The sequence below is a fragment of the Acinetobacter sp. ANC_7504 genome (assembly GCF_056779995.1).
This window is the reverse complement of the sequence record NZ_JBWYIZ010000003.1, coordinates 64,054-81,792: the sequence shown is the minus strand read 5'-3', so window position 1 is coordinate 81,792 and position 17,739 is coordinate 64,054. Positions and strand designations below refer to the sequence as shown.

Sequence of the window (17,739 nt, the reverse complement as noted above, 5' to 3'; positions counted from 1 at the left end):
CCACCCAAAGGGTGGTTTTTTGACTGTCGACGCAGTTCGAATTAACGAACGATATCGCGTTGAACTTCGCCAGTGTAAAGTTGACGAGGACGTCCAATCTTGTATGGGCCGCTGTGCATTTCTAACCAGTGGCTGATCCAACCAACAGTACGTGCAAGTGCGAAGATTACAGTGAACATTTCTGTTGGGATACCAATCGCTTTAAGGATGATACCTGAATAGAAGTCAACGTTTGGATAAAGGTTACGCTTGATGAAGTATTCATCAGAAAGTGCGATACGCTCCAATTCCATTGCTAAAGCTAACTGTGGATCATTGATACCTAAAGCACCAAGAACTTCATCACAAGTTTCTTTCATTACTTTAGCACGTGGATCGAAGTTTTTATAAACACGGTGACCGAAGCCCATAAGTTTAACTTCTTTAGTCTTCACTTTTTCCATGAAGCCAGCAACGTTTTCTACAGAGCCGATTTCATCAAGCATCTTAAGAACAGCTTCGTTTGCACCACCGTGAGCAGGGCCCCAAAGTGCAGAGATACCAGCAGCGATACATGCATACGGATTAGCACCAGTAGAACCAGCTAAACGTACTGTAGACGTAGAAGCATTTTGTTCATGGTCAGCATGAAGCGTGAAGATACGATCCATTGCTTTTGCAAGAATAGGGTTAACTTTGTAATCACGATCTGCTGGAGTAGCAAACATCATGTACAAGAAGTTTTCTGCATAGCTTAAGTCATTACGTGGGTAAACGAATGGTTGACCAACAGTATACTTGTAGCTCCACGCAGCAAGGGTAGGAATTTTAGCAATCAAACGGATCGCAGTAATTTCACGGTGATCAACATTTTCGATATCAAGGTTGTTGTGATAGAACGCTGATAACGCACCAACAACACCAACCATAATCGCCATAGGGTGTGCATCACGGCGGAAACCGTTATAGAAGCGGCTAACTTGATCGTGAACCATGGTGTGGTTACGAACTTTAGCGTCAAACTCTTCTTTTTGCTCAGCTGTAGGAAGCTCACCATTTAATAATAAGTAGCAAGTTTCTAAATAATCAGCTTTAGTAGCTAGTTGGTCGATTGGATAACCACGGTGTAATAGAACACCTTTATTACCATCGATAAATGTGATTTTAGACTCGCAAGACGCTGTAGCCATAAAACCAGGATCAAAAGTGAAGTGACCTGCGGCCAATACATCTTTAACGTCGATTACATCTGGGCCCAATGTGCCGCTGTAAATTGGTAATTCAATTTCTTTGCCATCAAGCTGTAATACGGCTTTTTTGCCAGTTGCTTCAGACATTCAATAGATCTCCTGTCCTGGTGAATGTTTTATCTAACCCGAAATAATCTGTTGTAATCCGTGAGTTAGACGGTTTCAAAATTTGCTCTAAGCTTAGTGAGTAGTCAAAAATTGTCAATTATACTTATGGATAAAAATGACGACCTAAAGTGACTGGTTCTAAACTCAGTTAATCAGTAGGAATTTATCTGCTTTTCACTAGCGCCGCCGTATAATAAGACAATTTCAACGGTAGTGGCATAAAAAAAAAGACAAAAACGTGCATATTTTGATGATTTAAACCATGTAATGCTTGATTATTAATACCTTTTATCAATATGTTAAAGGTTGTGAAAAGCGATTGTTTATAGAATTTGTCTGTTTTTTTAAGATGATAGACTGAATAAATAGACCAATAATGACAATGAAATATTTTTTTTCACTTTATTTACTAATTGATTAAAAAGTGTCTAATTTATGATGTTTCATTACATTTTAAGTGATGAGCTCAACATTAAAAAATGAAGTTCATTTTGTAATTAATTTATAAGTGCATATGATTTTTATCCTTTTTTACATTTGAAATTACTCAATTCAATTAGATAAAAAAACAATGACCATGTGAGCAATATTCATTTTTCTAATTAGTTTTAAAAGTACAAATTATTTGAGAATTAATTTTCTTTAAGTTTTTGAAAAATAAAATAAATATTATATTTCTTAAAAAAATATATTTTTGTAGTGAGTTGTGCTTTAGTCTAATTAAGACAAATCGAACATTTGAGTTCAGTAACACTAAATTAAAATAAATTGATATAAATATTAATGGCTTAGTGTTTGTATTTAAATAGAGAGATGACTTAACTGTAAGAAAGTAGATGTAAATGATTCTTATTTAAAAATATTTTATGGTTGACGCCTGCTTCGTAGGTTTGTAATTTGAAATTGCACGTTTTATAATTCCGTGTCGTATAAAGGTTTAGACAATTTATTTGTCTAACAAATGCCAGCTTTCCTTCGAATTAATTCCAACAAACTCCGGATGGAGTTTTTAACTACAGGATGCCCGCTGTGAAAAGCAACAGACCTGTCAATTTGTCCATGGGTCAAGTTTTAGACGTAAACTTAAAATCCCCTGTGGCTATTGCATCTATTTTACACCGTCTTTCAGGTGTCATCGTATTTTTACTCGTACCAGTTCTTTTATGGATCTTAGACAAATCATTGTCTTCTCCTGAGGGCTTTGCACAAGTTCAAGCTATTTTTGATAGCTTTATCGTGCGCTTTATCGTATGGGTATTTGTCGCTGGCTTAATCTACCACTTCATCGCAGGTATCAAGCATTTGCTTGCTGATATGGGTATCGCTGAAGAGTTACAAAGTGGTCGTGTAGCAGCAACAATCGCATTAATTTTATCTGCAATTGGTATCGTTGCATCATTTGTATGGATCGTACTCTAATGAAAAGTGCTACTGGTTTAACGGGTTCAGGTTCTCGCGATTGGTTTATCCAGCGTGTAAGTGCTGTAGTTTTAGCTGTTTATACTGTTGTGGTGTTTGGTTGGATCCTTTGTAATGGTGGTTTCAACTTCGAACAGTGGTACGGCTTTATGATGACATTACCGATGAAGATTTTATCTTTATTGGCAGTCTTATCTCTTGTTGCACACGCATGGATTGGTATGTGGCAAGTATTCACTGACTATGTGACGACTCGTCAAATGGGTCCATCAGCATCAGGTTTACGCCTTGTACTGACTTCAGCAGTTATTATTGCTGTATTTGCATATGCGATCTGGGCAATCCAGATTTTTTGGGCGAATTGATAGGAAACAATCATGGGCGCTATAAACCCTAAAGAAGATTATACAAATATTCCACACGAAACTTTCGATGCTGTCATCGTTGGTGGTGGTGGTTCTGGTATGCGTGCTTCTTACCAACTTGCTCAAGCTGGTTTGAAAGTTGCGGTATTGACTAAAGTATTCCCAACGCGTTCTCACACTGTAGCTGCACAGGGTGGTATTGGTGCTTCTCTTGGTAACATGCAAGAAGATAACTGGCACTACCATTTCTATGACACAGTAAAAGGTTCTGACTGGTTAGGTGACCAAGACGCAATTGAGTTTATGACTCGTGAAGCGCCACAAGTTGTATATGAACTTGAACATCTAGGTATGCCATTTGATCGTAACGCTGACGGCACAATTTACCAACGTCCATTCGGTGGTCACTCTGCGAACTATGGTGAAAAAGCTGTTCCTCGTGCTTGTGCTGCTGCCGACCGTACAGGTCACGCACTTCTTCACACGCTTTATCAAAGCAACGTGAAAATGGGTACACAATTCTTCGTAGAATGGATCGCGCTTGATTTGATCCGTAATGAAGCAGGTGATGTACTTGGTGTTACAGCAATTGATCAAGAAACAGGTAAAATTGCAGTATTCCAAGCGAAAGCAACATTGTTCGCAACGGGTGGTGCTGGTCGTGTTTACCGCGCATCTACAAACGCATATATCAACACTGGTGACGGTCTTGGTATGGCTGCTCGTGCAGGTATTCCATTACAAGATATGGAATTCTGGCAATTCCACCCAACGGGCGTTGCAGGCGCAGGCGTATTGTTAACTGAAGGTTGTCGTGGTGAAGGTGCAATCCTTCGTAACAAAGACGGCGAACCGTTCATGGAGCGTTATGCTCCAACTTTGAAAGACTTGGCACCACGTGACTTCGTATCACGTTCTATGGACCAAGAGATCAAAGAAGGCCGTGGTTGTGGTCCTAAAGGTGATTATATCCTTCTTGATATGACGCACTTGGGTGCTGATACGATCATGAAACGTCTTCCATCTGTATTTGAGATTGGTAAGAAGTTCGCGAACGTTGACATCACAAAAGAGCCAATTCCTGTTGTACCAACAATCCATTACCAAATGGGTGGTATTCCAACTAACATTCATGGTCAAGTTGTTGTTCCTGAATCGCGTGAAACTACTCCGCTAGAAGCACATTACGACAAAGACAGCGATACTTATTCTACCAATGCTGCGGATCGCAATTTCACTAAACCAGTGAAAGGTTTCTATGCGATTGGCGAATGTTCATGTGTGTCTGTACATGGTGCTAACCGTTTAGGTACAAACTCATTGCTTGACTTAGTTGTATTTGGTAAAGCTGCTGGCGAACATATCATTGACTATGTGACTAAGCATCACGGTGATGAATATGCGCCGCTTCCAACAACTGTGCTTCAGCAAACTGTCGAGCGTATCCGTCGCTTAGATGAGTCAACTTCTGGTGAGAATGCGCAAGAAGTTGCTGATGCAATTCGCGATATCGTTCAAGATCATGCAGGTGTATTCCGTACAACTGAACTTCTTGAAAAAGGTGTGAAAGAGATTCTTGCACTTGAGCCTCGTATCCGTAATATCCACTTAAAAGACAAATCAAAAGTATTTAATACTGCGCGTATTGAAGCGCTTGAAGTGGAAAACTTATACGAAGTTGCAAAAGCAACCTTAATCTCTGCTGCTGCACGTAAAGAATGTCGTGGTGCGCATACTGTTGTAGATTTTGAAGAATCTCCAGATCATCCAGCATATCCTTACGGCCGTCGTGATGATGAGTGGATGAAGCATACTTTATGGTTCTCTGCTGATAACCGTCTTGAGTACAAGCCAGTACGTTACAAGCCTTTATCAGTTGATGCTATTCCACCTAAACCACGTACATTCTAATTGGGAGAAGTAAGATGAGTAGAGGTACTCGTACATTTAATATCTACCGCTACGATCCTGATAAGGATAAAGCACCGTACATGCAAACATTCAAGCTTGAGTTGACTGATAAGCACCGTATGTTGCTTGATGCGCTACTTGCATTGAAAGTTCAAGACGAAACTTTAACGTTCCGTCGTTCATGTCGTGAAGGTATTTGTGGTTCAGATGGTGTAAACATCAATGGTAAAAATGGTTTAGCGTGTCTTTGGAACCTAAACGATTTGCCAGAAGTAATTACTATTCGTCCATTACCAGGTCTTCCAGTAATCAAAGACTTGGTTGTAGACATGAATCAGTTCTATGATCAGTACGACAAAATTCAACCGTTCTTGATTAATAATCAACCTGCACCACCTAAAGAGCGTTTACAATCTCCAGAAGAGCGTGAGCATCTTGATGGTTTGTATGAATGTATTCTTTGTGCATGTTGTTCAACGTCTTGCCCATCATTCTGGTGGAACCCTGATAAATTCTTGGGTCCTTCAGCATTGTTGAATGCATATCGTTTCATTATTGATTCGCGTGATACTGCTACTCAAGACCGTTTGGCTCGTTTAGACGATCCTTTCAGTTTATTCCGTTGTAAAGGTATCATGAACTGTGTATCAGTATGCCCTAAAGGTCTAAATCCAACAAAAGCGATTGGTCACATTCGTAGCATGTTGTTAGATCAAGCTGGATAATGCTGTTCCAAAAAAAGCACACTTAGGTGTGCTTTTTTTTTAATCAAAACTTGATGTTAAATTTAGTTTTCGAGATATTTTGGTTGAAGTGGTTAGATTTGCCCCAATCATAAAAAAATATGCACTTTAGGGATAAATGAAAACGTTTTGCATCTGCAAATATCTTTTTAAAATGTTAAGATATCGGTTTTATGATCCAAGTTGCATGTATTTAAATCTATAATTTTAGGCTTTAGTCTAATAATTATGAATTTTAATAGAATTTATCTAAATGCACCTTATATTATCTCAATGGTTTATACTTGTATTTAGCTAATTTATGAATGGTATGTGTCAATAAAATCAGTTTGAAGTGAAGTTCATGGTAGGATTTGAACAAAATTTTTAGCATGAATATTATTCAATCTGTACATTAAATCAACATTTTGGTGGTTTGGTGTTAAGCTGAAAGCAGGGATAATCAAATTGAAAAGTTGCTTTAGAAAAGACTAATATTTTTATTTTTTTCTAAGTCAATTTGCAAAAATTGCTCGGTAATTTTATCGAGTATAAAGATGAGTGATGATGCCAATGAGGGCGTTATGATTCGTCATTGGTATTAGAAACTCTCTAATGCTATACGCCCCATGGTCTTTTGTACCAGATGGGTGAATGTCAATTTACCGATTTGGCATTATCAATCATGGGCGAGCTTAGAAAGCTCCCTGTAATGTTTTGCAATAGGAAATGGGTCCACAAATGCAAGAAGTTGCTGACGCATTGCGTCTTGACACTGAACTTTCCGCTGACAGTGCAGCGTATATTGAAGAACTTTATGAGCAGTATTTAGTTGCTCCAGAATCAGTCGGTGCTGATTGGCAAGAATACTTTGGTAAGTTCCCAAAAGGGGATCAACCACACAGCAATGTACGTGAGCAATTCCTTTTATTGGGTCGTAACTCAAACCGTATTCAGCCTGTCGTTCAAAGTTCAGTTAGTTCTGAGCACGAGCGTCGTCAGATTGGCGTATTACAATTAATCGCTGCATACCGTAACCGCGGTCATCAAAAAGCAAAATTAGATCCATTAGGTTTGGCAAAACGAGAAGAAGTGCCTGATCTTGATCTAGCGGCTCATGGTTTAACCAAATCTGACTTAGATACTGTATTCAATACAGGTAATCTTGCAATTGGCAAAACTGAAGCAACTTTAGGTGAAATGGTCAATGCGATGGAGGCGACGTATTGCGCTTCTATTGGTGTTGAATATATGCACATTGTTGACACTAAAGAGAAACGTTGGATTCAACAACGTCTTGAAGGTGTGAAAGGTCAATTTGGTTTTTCAGCAGAACAAAAGAAACATGTTCTTGAACGTTTAACTGCAGCTGAAGGCTTAGAGAAATACTTAGGCAATAAGTATGTTGGTGCTAAGCGCTTTGGTGTGGAAGGCGGTGAATCTTTCATTCCGATGGTTGATGCTGTTATTCAACGCGCAGGTTCTGTGGGATGTAAAGAAGTTGTGATCGGTATGCCACACCGTGGTCGTCTCAACTTGCTTGTCAATATCATGGGTAAAAACCCAGCAGATCTTTTCGGTGAATTTGAAGGTAAATCACTTCACAAGAAAGGTTCTGGTGACGTTAAGTATCACCAAGGTTTCTCGTCAAACGTAATGACTCCAGGTGGCGAAGTTCATTTGGCATTGGCATTTAACCCATCACACTTAGAAATCGTAGGGCCTGTAGTTGAAGGTTCAGTACGTGCTCGTCAAGTTCGTCGTAAAGACATTGGTGGTGATGACGTATTACCAGTAATCGTACATGGTGATGCTGCATTTGCTGGTCAAGGTGTGAACCAAGAAACCTTCCAAATGTCACAAACACGTGGTTATACGGTAGGTGGTACAGTTCATATTGTTGTCAATAACCAAGTTGGTTTTACAACATCAGATCCACGTGATGCACGTTCTACTGAATACTGTACTGATATCGCGAAAATGATTCAGGCACCAATCTTCCATGTGAATGGTGATGATCCTGAAGCTGTATTGTTTGTTGCTCAACTTGCACATGATTTCCGTCATACTTTCCGTAAAGACGTTGTTATCGATATGTTCTGTTACCGTCGTCGCGGTCACAATGAAGCAGATGAGCCAGCAGCAACTCAGCCAATGATGTATCAAGTCATTAATAAGAAAACGACGACTCGTGCATTATATGCTGACAAATTAGTACAAGAAGGTGTAATTGATCGTGCGACTGCAGATCAGATGATCGAAGATTACCGTGCTGATTTAGAAGCAGGTAAACATGTTGCTAATGCACTTGTACTTGAACCGAATAAAAAAATGTTCGTTGACTGGACGCCATACTTAGGTCACGAATACACTGACGTTTGGGATACTACTTTCCCTGAAGAGCGTTTAAAAGAACTTGGTCGCAAAATGCGTGAGCTTCCTGAAGGCTTCGTGATGCAGCGTCAAGTTTCTAAGGTGATCGATGATCGTCTTAAAATGCAAACTGGTGAAATGCCATTGAACTGGGGTGCAGCTGAGACTCTAGCTTATGCTTCGTTATTGGACGAGGGTTATCTTGTTCGTTTAACTGGTGAAGATGTTGGTCGTGGTACATTCTCGCATCGTCATGCGAAGCTTCATAACCAAGTAGACGGTTCGACGTATATTCCACTTTGCCATATTAAAGAAAATCAACCGCGTACAGCGATTTATGACTCATTATTGTCTGAAATGGCAGTATTGGCATTCGAATATGGTTATGCAACAACTCTACCTAAGAGCTTAATTATTTGGGAAGCACAATTTGGTGACTTCGCGAACTGTGCTCAAGTTGTTATTGACCAATTCATTGCTTCTGGTGAGACAAAGTGGGAGCGCGTTTGTGGTTTAACGATGCTTCTTCCACATGGTTTTGAAGGTCAAGGCCCAGAACACTCATCTGCACGTTTAGAGCGTTTCTTACAGCTATGTGCTGAAGAAAACATGCAAGTGATGACGCCTACAACTCCTGCACAGATTTTCCATGCTTTACGTCGTCAGGCGATTCGCCCAATTCGTAAACCAATGATTATCATGTCTCCAAAGTCATTATTACGTCACAAATTAGCGGTATCTAATCTTGATGAATTGGCGAACGGAACTTTCCAAACTGTGATTGATGAAGTTGATAACATTAATAAGTTGGATGTGACTCGTGTAGTGCTTTGCGGTGGTAAGGTTTATTACGATTTACTTGAAAAACGTCGTGAAAATGAATTGAACAACACTGCTATTGTTCGTGTTGAACAATTGTACCCATATCCAGAAGCACGTTTAGCGGAAGTACTTGCACAATATCCAAATATGAAAGAGCTTGTTTGGGCGCAAGAAGAACCGAAGAACCAAGGCGCATGGTTATTCATCGCACCACGTTTATACGAAGGTGTTATGAAGTCAGGTCAACAAATTCAAATCAGCTATGCAGGACGTGAAGCATCTGCTGCACCGGCTTGTGGCTCACCATATTTACATGCAAAACAACAAGCACAACTCGTTAACGAAGCGCTTGCGATCGTAGCAGAATAATCAGGAGAATCTTAAGAATGGCAACCGAAATTAAAGCACCGGTATTCCCAGAGTCAGTTGCAGACGGAACAATTGCAACTTGGCACAAACAACCAGGTGAAGCGGTATCACGTGATGAAGTGATCTGTGATATCGAAACGGATAAAGTTGTACTTGAAGTTGTTGCTCCTGCAGATGGTACGATTGCAAATATCATTAAAGGCGAAGGCGACACAGTTCTTTCTGATGAAGTAATTGCTACATTTGAAGCAGGTGCTGTTTCTGGTGCTTCTCAAACTCAAGCTGTTCAATCTGAAGAGAAAGTTGAACAAGCTGCGGCTGCTACAGAAGCGGGTGCTGCTCCGGTTGTTGAACGTGCTCAAGCTCCTGTTCAAGACCAAGCTCCAGCTGTTCGTAAGGCATTAACTGAAACTGGTATCAATGCATCAGAAGTTTCAGGTACAGGTCGTGGTGGCCGTATCACTAAAGAAGATGTTGCGAATCACCAATCTAAACCTGCTGCTCCTGCTGCTGCACCATTAAGCGTAGCTGTAGGTGAGCGTATTGAAAAACGTGTTCCTATGACACGTCTTCGTAAGCGTGTGGCTGAGCGTTTACTTGCTGCAACGCAAGAAACAGCAATGTTAACGACGTTCAACGAAGTCAACATGAAGCCAATCATGGACATGCGCGCTCAGTACAAAGATGCTTTTGAAAAGCGTCATGGTGCTCGTTTAGGCTTTATGTCATTCTTTGTTAAAGCTGCAACTGAAGCACTTAAACGCTACCCAGCTGTAAATGCTTCAATTGATGGTGATGATATCGTTTATCACGGTTACTATGACATCGGTGTAGCGGTATCTTCTGACCGTGGTTTAGTAGTTCCAGTATTACGTGATACTGATCGCATGAACTATGCTGAAGTAGAAAATGGTATTCGTGATTACGCATTCAAAGCACGTGATGGTAAGCTCGGCATTGAAGATATGACAGGTGGTACATTCACGATCACTAATGGTGGTACTTTCGGTTCATTGCTTTCAACACCAATTTTAAATACGCCACAAACTGCAATTTTGGGTATGCATAAAATCCAAGAGCGTCCAATGGCGGTAAATGGTCAAGTTGAAATCTTACCAATGATGTATTTAGCGCTTTCTTATGACCACCGTTTAATTGATGGTAAAGAAGCAGTAGGTTTCCTTGTAACAATCAAAGAATTGTTAGAAGAACCAGCTAAACTTATCCTTGATCTTTAATTCTAAAGAATAAATCCATGGGCTTAGAGCGATCCTCTAGGCCCATTTTTGGAGAGAAGAATGTCTCAACAATTTGATTTAGTAGTAATCGGCGGTGGTCCAGGTGGTTATGAAGCTGCTATTCGTGCAGCACAACTGGGTTTCAAAGTTGCATGTATTGAAAAGCGTATTCATAAAGGAAAACCATCTTTAGGTGGTACTTGCTTGAACGTGGGTTGTATCCCATCTAAAGCACTTTTAGACTCTTCACATCGTTATGAAGATACTGTTCATCATTTAGATGATCATGGTATTACGACGGGCGAAGTGAAATTCGATCTTCAAAAGTTACTTGCTCGTAAAGATAAAATCGTCAACCAACTTACAATGGGTATCGATGGCCTATTGAAAGGTAACGGTATTGAATGGTTGCAGGGTACAGGTAAATTATTAGCTGGTAAAAAAGTTGAGTTTGTTCCACATGAAGGTGAAACTCAAATTTTAGAACCTAAATATGTCATTCTTGCCTCTGGTTCTGTTCCTGTAAATATTCCTGTTGCTCCTGTAGATCAAGATCTTATCGTTGATTCTACCGGTGCGCTTGAATTCCAAGAAGTACCTAAACGTTTAGGTGTAATTGGTGCAGGTGTAATTGGTCTTGAACTAGGATCAGTATGGCGTCGTTTGGGTGCAGAGGTTGTTGTTTTTGAAGCAATGGATGCATTTTTACCAATGGCTGATAAAGCTTTGGCTAAAGATTACCAAAAAGTATTAACGAAGCAAGGTCTTGATATTCGTGTTGGCGCAAAAGTAGCTGGTACAGAAATCAATGGTCGTGAAGTGACAGTTAAGTACACTCAAGGTGGCGAAGACAAAACTCAGACTTTCGACAAATTGATCGTTTGCGTGGGTCGTAAAGCGTATGCAGAAGGTTTATTAGCAGAAGATTCTGGCATTAAACTTACTGAACGTGGTTTGGTTGAAGTAAATGATTGGTGTGCAACTTCTGTTGAAGGTGTATATGCAATTGGTGACTTAGTACGTGGTCCAATGCTTGCACATAAAGCAATGGAAGAAGGCGTAATGGCTGTTGAACGTATTCATGGTCACGCAGCTCAAGTGAACTATGACACGATTATTTCTGTGATCTATACACACCCTGAAGCGGCGTGGGTTGGTTTAACAGAAGAACAAGCGAAAGAAAAAGGTCACGAAGTTAAAACAGGTCAATTTGGTTTCGCAGCGAATGGTCGTGCGATGGCAGCAGGAGAAAACGCTGGTTTCGTGAAATTTGTTGCTGACGCTAAAACGGATCGTTTGCTTGGTATGCACGTGATTGGACCTGCTGCGTCTGATATCGTTCACCAAGGTATGATCGCACTTGAATTTGTATCAAGCGTTGAAGATCTTCAATTAATGACATTTGGTCACCCAACATTCTCTGAAGTAGTTCATGAAGCTGCGTTAGCAGTAGATGGGCGAGCGATTCACGCGATTCAGCGTAAACGTAAATAACACAAAAAAGAGCGGCTGAGGCCGCTCTTTTTGCATTTGGTGGTTGTTTTTGTTTGAATAATCATCTAAAACTAGAATACTAAATTTAATAAATGCCAATATTTATTGCGAAGGAAGTTTAAATATTGGTGTGTCATAAAAAGTGAAAAGTAGTAAAAGGTAAAACAATGAATTTACACGAGTATCAGGCGAAATCGCTGTTAAAAAAATATGGTATGCCAGTTCAGGAAGGCATCATCGCTACAAATGCAGAGGAAGCAGTAAAAGCATTTGAACAGCTAGGCGGCAAATTCGCTGTTATGAAAGCACAAGTACATGCCGGTGGGCGTGGAAAAGCTGGCGGCGTTAAAGTCGTTAAGTCAGCTGATGAAGCAAAAGAATATGCTTCGCAAATTATTGGTACTCGTTTAGTTACATATCAAACGGATGCAAATGGGCAACCAGTTAACAGTGTACTCGTTGCAGAAGATGTCTATCCAGTTGAGCGTGAATTGTATTTAGGCGCAGTTGTTGATCGTTCATCACGTCGTATTACTTTCATGGCTTCTACTGAAGGTGGTGTCGAAATTGAAAAAGTCGCTGAAGAAACTCCAGAAAAAATTATTAAAGTTGAAGTAGATCCATTGGTTGGCTTACTTCCTTTCCAAGCTCGTGAAGTCGCTTTTGCTTTAGAGCTGAAAGATAAACAGATTAATCAATTTGTTAAAATTATGTCTGCAGCTTATCAAGCGTTCGTAGAAAATGATTTCGCATTGTTTGAAATTAATCCATTGTCAGTCCGTGAAAATGGTGAAATTTTGTGTGTTGATGCCAAGGTCGGTATTGATTCGAATGCTTTATATCGTTTGCCAGAAGTTTCTGCTTTAAGAGATAAATCGCAAGAAAATGAGCGTGAGCTCAAGGCATCTGAGTTTGACCTTAACTATGTTGCTTTAGAAGGTAATATTGGTTGTATGGTGAATGGAGCAGGTCTTGCAATGGCAACCATGGACATCATTAAACTCTATGGTGGTCAACCAGCAAACTTCTTGGATGTAGGTGGTGGCGCAACCAAAGAGCGTGTAATTGAAGCATTCAAGATCATTTTAGCGGATCAGTCAGTACAAGGTGTGCTGATCAATATCTTCGGTGGTATTGTGCGTTGTGACATGATTGCTGAAGCAATTATTGCAGCGGTTCAAGAAGTAAATGTAACAGTGCCTGTTGTTGTTCGCTTAGAAGGGAATAATGCAGAACTAGGTGCAAAATTACTTGATGAATCTGGTCTTAAACTAATTTCTGCAAACGGCTTATCTGATGCCGCAGAAAAAATTGTTGCTGCAGTAAAAGCATAAGGAGTATCAATCATGAGCGTATTAATTAATAAAGACACTAAAGTATTGGTACAGGGCTTTACGGGTAAAAATGGTACATTCCACTCAGAACAAGCTTTGGCTTATGGTACTAAGGTTGTGGGTGGTGTGACTCCAGGTAAAGGCGGTCAAACTCATTTAAATCTACCTGTATTCAATACAATGAAAGATGCAGTGAAAGAGACTGGTGCTGATGCATCGGTCATTTACGTTCCTGCACCATTTGTATTGGATTCTATCGTTGAAGCAGTTGACTCTGGCGTTGGACTGATTGTTGTTATCACTGAAGGTGTACCAACCATTGATATGCTGAAAGCGAAACGCTATCTAGAAACCAATGGAAATGGCACTCGCTTAGTGGGTCCAAACTGTCCAGGTGTTATCACGCCGGGTGAATGTAAGATTGGTATTATGCCAGGACATATTCATCAGCCAGGACGAATCGGTATTATTTCGCGTTCTGGTACGTTGACCTATGAAGCTGTTGCACAAACTACGAAGTTAGGATTAGGTCAATCAACGTGTATTGGTATTGGTGGAGATCCAATCCCTGGTATGAATCAGATTGATGCTTTGAAACTGTTCCAAGATGATCCAGACACAGATGCAATTATTATGATTGGTGAGATTGGTGGTACAGCTGAAGAAGAAGCGGCAGAATATATCCAATCAAATGTGACCAAACCCGTTGTTGGTTATATTGCTGGTGTGACTGCACCGAAAGGTAAGCGAATGGGTCATGCTGGTGCTATTATTTCAGGTGGTAAAGGCACGGCAGAAGAAAAATTCGCTGCGTTTGAACGTGCTGGAATGGCATATACACGTAGCCCAGCTGAACTTGGTTCAACGATGCTAGAAGTACTTAAAGAAAAAGGTCTAGCTTAATGCTTTAAGTAAAAAAGCCTCCTGAGTGGAGGCTTTTTTTCATGCATAATAATAAGATATAGAAACGTAAAATTAATATGATTCAAAATTTAAAACTTTATTTACAAGCTTTGATGTTTTTTTCAATTTCTGCTGTTCACGCGAATTCCTTGGATCATGATGAAAATACGAATGATCAAAATCTCATTTTTAATTTTTTTGAAGCTCAGCAAGAACTTCACTATGAGCCTGCCATAGAAGATTTAAATAGTGAACAGACCAAGATTGCAGAATTAAATGAGAAAGAATATTCGAGATTTAATGTATTGACGCATTCAATTTTTCAATCCGAACGTATTCAATTTTTTAATTTCACGGCTTTTGATCGGAATGAATTGAAGAATAAACTTGATACAGGTCATTTTGACTTATCAAATGTGGAACAATTAAGCATTACGTTTGGATATGGTGTTGAGTATTTGCTGAAACAGAATCAAACGATAGGGTACGAGTTTTTATCCTCGTTTCCCTACGATCGAGGCAGATTGATTCGGATTTTTTGGAATCAGACATTTTAAATGTCTAATCTATTTTTCGATAAAGGCCTGATTTAACTGTTCCAGCTTTGGTTTCTTTTATGAGGTGCCATGAAGAAGGTAGATTAAGTGATGACAATGGTTGATCGGCTTCGACATAAATAAATGCATCTGCTTTGAGTTTTGGGTCAATCAATGAAGCCAACTCCTCCCAAAGATTTAAACTATAGGGAGGATCTAAAAAAACTACATCGAATTGATTGTTTGAGAGTTGTTTTAGCGCGATTTGGGCAGTGCTTTGAATCAGTTTTGCATTATTCACATTTAAAAGCGCTAAGTTTGATTTTAAAAATTTATTTTGCTCTAAATTAGGTTCGATCATCGTGACATGAGCTGCCCCTCGAGATAGCGCTTCAAAACCTAATGCACCAGATCCAGCGCAAACATCTAGCACCTGCGCTTGTTGAATATCCCACATTAACCAATTAAATAAAGTTTCGCGTACACGATCTGGTGTTGGTCTTAAACCCTCAATAGTGGCAAAAGGTAATGCACGGCGTTTCCATTCACCACCAATGATGCGGAGTTGATTTTTCATTTATTGACTCGTGTTACGTTGAGTGTCAGTGTTTGCATTCGTTGCATTCGTTGCATTCGTTGCATTCGTTGCATTCGTTGCATTCGTTGCATTCGTTGCATTCGTTGCATTCGTTGCATTCGTTGCACTGTTGCTGTTACGTGATGTTTGGAGTTCACGAGGAAGTGCATTTGGATCGGCTGACAAATTAGTAGATCCGCTAGGTAATTCACCAGGCTTAATGCCTGCTGTCATTAAGCCGCCGCTGACAACATGATTCATCGGCTTTATTGGCTTATGATCACGATGGAGTAACCAATAATCTAATACAGGACGTGCGAGCGCGGTTGCTCCTGAACCTCCACGACCATTTTCCCATATCACTGCAATCGCTATTTCTGGGTTGTCGGCAGGGGCGAATCCTACAAATAAGCCGTGATCGAGTTGACGTTCAGTTAATAAAGCTTCGTTATACTTTTTACCTTGCGCAATACTCTTGACCTGAGCGGTACCTGTTTTACCCGCAATTTGATATTGCAGTCCACCACGAATCCCTTTACCTGTTCCAGATTGGATCACATCCACCATGGCATCACGCATCTTAATCCAATCTTCATCAGTACCATTGAAGGCAATTTTATAATCTGGTGCATTGTGGACTTTGAATTGCTTTGTTCCTTTGGTTTCACGCAATACATGCGGTGTAACATGGGCGCCATGATTTGCGGTAATTGCAGTTGCCATCGCGAGTTGTAAAGGGGTAGAAGTGAATGCACCTTGCCCAATACTGACTGAGATTGTTTCACCTTTGAGCCATTTAGAATTGCGAGTACGCATTTTCCATTCTGGCGAAGGATACAAGCCTGTGCTTTCGCTAGGAAGGTCTACACCCGTTTTCTCACCAAATCCAAACTGACGCATCCATGTGTTCATACGATCAATCCCCATCTGGTAAGAAAGAACGTAATAGTAAGTATCACAAGAGACAACAATGGATTTATGCATATTGACTACACCATGCCCCGTTTTTTTCCAGTCGCGGAATTTGTGAGAGTCTCCTGGTAAGTGGAAATAACCTGGATCTGAAATAGCAGTTGACCAATCGACAATACCGTAGTGAATACCCCCTAATGCAGCCATAGGCTTAATGGTAGAACCTGGTGGATAGGTCCCTTGAACTGCGCGGTTATACAACGGCTGATCTAAATTGTCACGCAGTGCACTATAGTCTGTATGACTGATACCAGTCACGAATAAATTGGGGTTGAAACTCGGACTCGAAACTAGTGCCAAAATTTCACCTGTACGTGGATCCATTGCAACAATTGCACCACGACGCCCCGCAAGTTGCTCAGCAGCTACTGTTTGGAGACCATAATCAAGTGATAAATAGAGGTCATTACCGCGTACAGAATCTTTACGCCCTAACTTCCGTAAGACATTACCAAATGCATCTGTCTCAATAGATTCAAAGCCAGGTGAACCATGCAACAGGTCTTCGTAAAATTTTTCTACGCCAATTTTACCGATCAGGTTGGTGCCTGCGTAAGCATCTTTATCAATGCTTTTAAGTTCTTTATCATTAATACGACCGACATACCCAATAACATGGGCAAATAATTCACCGTGTGGGTAATAACGCGTCATTTGGGTTTCAATGGAAACACCAGGAAATTTAAACTTTACTTCGCTAAATTTAGCGATATCTGTTTCAGTTAAGTTTAGTTTAAGCGTTACACGTTCAGTCTTTTTTGCGGTTTTTACACGACTCATGAAGCGTTCAATGTCTTCTTCGCTCAAGTCAATAATCTTTCTAAGGCGTTCTACCGTGTCTTCAATATCAGGCACATCCGCTTTACTTAATGTAGCCGTAAAAACTGGATAATTGTCAGCCAGTAGAATGCCGTTACGATCAAAAATATAACCGCGGGCAGGGGAAATCGGTTGTAAACGAATTCGGTTTTTGTCCGATGCATCTTTAAACTGGTCGTAATGCACAATTTGCAAATAAGCATATCGAGACAATAGAACAAGTAAAAAAAAGATTACCACGCAAATAGCAAACACCACTCGACTACGAAAAATTCGCTTTTCTTGTTGTACATTCTTCAGTGGGAACTGCTGCTTCATAGATCTTTACTTTTTTGCGGGTAAAAGCTGACTTTATATCAAAGTATTTTAACTCAGATTGACTATAAAATTTGTAAAATTAATAAATAGTTCGTATGTTATAAAAATTAAAATTTGACCAAATAGACACTAATTTTAAAGCTTGTTGTATATAAGAACGAAAATTATTCTGTTAAAGTCGAATCACTATGGATGAATAATAATATTGTTCTCAGTTTGAGAAAATGGAG

Annotated in this window: 13 protein-coding genes; 10 read left to right on the top strand and 3 right to left on the bottom strand. The window is 40.0% G+C overall.

The features are described from left to right. Window positions 1-41: 41 nt before the first annotated feature. Window positions 42-1,316: a citrate synthase gene (gltA, locus tag AC1M9F_RS05505; protein WP_035269948.1), complete on the bottom strand. Its 1,275-nt coding sequence runs from the start codon at window positions 1,314-1,316 to the stop codon at window positions 42-44. Between the two features lie 1,041 nt (window positions 1,317-2,357). Between gltA and sdhC the strand changes: the two genes are divergently transcribed. The 10 genes from sdhC (at window position 2,358) to AC1M9F_RS05455 (ending at window position 14,844) form a co-directional block, all read left to right on the top strand. Beyond that, window positions 2,358-2,756 (top strand): succinate dehydrogenase, cytochrome b556 subunit, encoded by a 399-nt coding sequence (gene sdhC, locus AC1M9F_RS05500; RefSeq protein WP_179997761.1) that lies wholly within the window; start codon window positions 2,358-2,360, stop codon window positions 2,754-2,756. Then, window positions 2,756-3,121, top strand: a complete 366-nt coding sequence (gene sdhD / locus AC1M9F_RS05495) for a succinate dehydrogenase, hydrophobic membrane anchor protein (RefSeq protein ID WP_035268511.1) — start codon at window positions 2,756-2,758, stop codon at window positions 3,119-3,121. Before sdhC ends, sdhD begins: the two co-directional genes overlap by 1 nt. Window positions 3,122-3,133: 12 nt before the next feature. Continuing rightward, window positions 3,134-5,032, top strand: coding sequence for a succinate dehydrogenase flavoprotein subunit (gene sdhA / locus AC1M9F_RS05490; protein WP_035268510.1), 1,899 nt, complete (start codon window positions 3,134-3,136; stop codon window positions 5,030-5,032). A gap of 14 nt (window positions 5,033-5,046) precedes the next feature. Beyond that, window positions 5,047-5,757 carry a succinate dehydrogenase iron-sulfur subunit gene (locus AC1M9F_RS05485; RefSeq protein WP_035268507.1) on the top strand — a complete coding sequence of 237 codons (711 nt, stop codon included), beginning with the start codon at window positions 5,047-5,049 and terminating at the stop codon, window positions 5,755-5,757. A gap of 738 nt (window positions 5,758-6,495) precedes the next feature. Further along, window positions 6,496-9,318 (top strand): 2-oxoglutarate dehydrogenase E1 component, encoded by a 2,823-nt coding sequence (locus tag AC1M9F_RS05480; protein ID WP_035268518.1) that lies wholly within the window; start codon window positions 6,496-6,498, stop codon window positions 9,316-9,318. A 17-nt stretch (window positions 9,319-9,335) separates the two neighbouring features. Then, on the top strand, window positions 9,336-10,556 hold the full coding sequence (odhB, locus tag AC1M9F_RS05475) for a 2-oxoglutarate dehydrogenase complex dihydrolipoyllysine-residue succinyltransferase (protein ID WP_035268505.1): 1,221 nt from the start codon (window positions 9,336-9,338) through the stop codon (window positions 10,554-10,556). Window positions 10,557-10,616: 60 nt separating this feature from the next. Then, the gene (gene lpdA, locus AC1M9F_RS05470) at window positions 10,617-12,050 is read left to right on the top strand and encodes a dihydrolipoyl dehydrogenase (RefSeq protein ID WP_035268502.1); all 1,434 of its coding nucleotides are present in this window, start codon (window positions 10,617-10,619) and stop codon (window positions 12,048-12,050) included. A gap of 167 nt (window positions 12,051-12,217) precedes the next feature. After that, window positions 12,218-13,384 carry an ADP-forming succinate--CoA ligase subunit beta gene (sucC, locus tag AC1M9F_RS05465; protein ID WP_035268500.1) on the top strand — a complete coding sequence of 389 codons (1,167 nt, stop codon included), beginning with the start codon at window positions 12,218-12,220 and terminating at the stop codon, window positions 13,382-13,384. Between the two features lie 12 nt (window positions 13,385-13,396). Then, a complete protein-coding gene (gene sucD, locus AC1M9F_RS05460) occupies window positions 13,397-14,287 on the top strand; it encodes a succinate--CoA ligase subunit alpha (RefSeq protein ID WP_035268498.1) in 891 nt (296 codons plus the stop codon). Window positions 14,288-14,364: 77 nt separating this feature from the next. Next, window positions 14,365-14,844, top strand: coding sequence for a hypothetical protein (locus AC1M9F_RS05455; RefSeq protein WP_481597254.1), 480 nt, complete (start codon window positions 14,365-14,367; stop codon window positions 14,842-14,844). A 4-nt stretch (window positions 14,845-14,848) separates the two neighbouring features. On the opposite strand, the gene rsmD is transcribed toward AC1M9F_RS05455, so the two are convergent. Both rsmD and mrdA read right to left on the bottom strand, forming a co-directional pair. After that, complete coding sequence (rsmD, locus tag AC1M9F_RS05450; RefSeq protein WP_481597253.1) at window positions 14,849-15,400, bottom strand: 16S rRNA (guanine(966)-N(2))-methyltransferase RsmD; 552 nt, start codon at window positions 15,398-15,400, stop codon at window positions 14,849-14,851. After that, window positions 15,401-17,509 carry a penicillin-binding protein 2 gene (gene mrdA, locus AC1M9F_RS05445; protein ID WP_481597252.1) on the bottom strand — a complete coding sequence of 703 codons (2,109 nt, stop codon included), beginning with the start codon at window positions 17,507-17,509 and terminating at the stop codon, window positions 15,401-15,403. Window positions 17,510-17,739: the final 230 nt, after the last annotated feature.

Excerpts from the sequence above, each read along its gene's own strand:
- mrdA (WP_481597252.1), bottom strand. The coding sequence starts at position 17,509 with ATGAAGCAGCAGTTCCCACTGAAGAATGTACAACAAGAAAAGCGAATT.
- sdhC (WP_179997761.1), top strand. The coding sequence starts at position 2,358 with ATGCCCGCTGTGAAAAGCAACAGACCTGTCAATTTGTCCATGGGTCAA.
- sdhD (WP_035268511.1), top strand. The coding sequence starts at position 2,756 with ATGAAAAGTGCTACTGGTTTAACGGGTTCAGGTTCTCGCGATTGGTTT.
- lpdA (WP_035268502.1), top strand. The coding sequence starts at position 10,617 with ATGTCTCAACAATTTGATTTAGTAGTAATCGGCGGTGGTCCAGGTGGT.
- rsmD (WP_481597253.1), bottom strand. The coding sequence starts at position 15,400 with ATGAAAAATCAACTCCGCATCATTGGTGGTGAATGGAAACGCCGTGCA.
- gltA (WP_035269948.1), bottom strand. The coding sequence starts at position 1,316 with ATGTCTGAAGCAACTGGCAAAAAAGCCGTATTACAGCTTGATGGCAAA.
- sdhA (WP_035268510.1), top strand. The coding sequence starts at position 3,134 with ATGGGCGCTATAAACCCTAAAGAAGATTATACAAATATTCCACACGAA.
- sucD (WP_035268498.1), top strand. The coding sequence starts at position 13,397 with ATGAGCGTATTAATTAATAAAGACACTAAAGTATTGGTACAGGGCTTT.
- AC1M9F_RS05455 (WP_481597254.1), top strand. The coding sequence starts at position 14,365 with ATGATTCAAAATTTAAAACTTTATTTACAAGCTTTGATGTTTTTTTCA.
- odhB (WP_035268505.1), top strand. The coding sequence starts at position 9,336 with ATGGCAACCGAAATTAAAGCACCGGTATTCCCAGAGTCAGTTGCAGAC.
- sucC (WP_035268500.1), top strand. The coding sequence starts at position 12,218 with ATGAATTTACACGAGTATCAGGCGAAATCGCTGTTAAAAAAATATGGT.
- AC1M9F_RS05480 (WP_035268518.1), top strand. The coding sequence starts at position 6,496 with ATGCAAGAAGTTGCTGACGCATTGCGTCTTGACACTGAACTTTCCGCT.
- AC1M9F_RS05485 (WP_035268507.1), top strand. The coding sequence starts at position 5,047 with ATGAGTAGAGGTACTCGTACATTTAATATCTACCGCTACGATCCTGAT.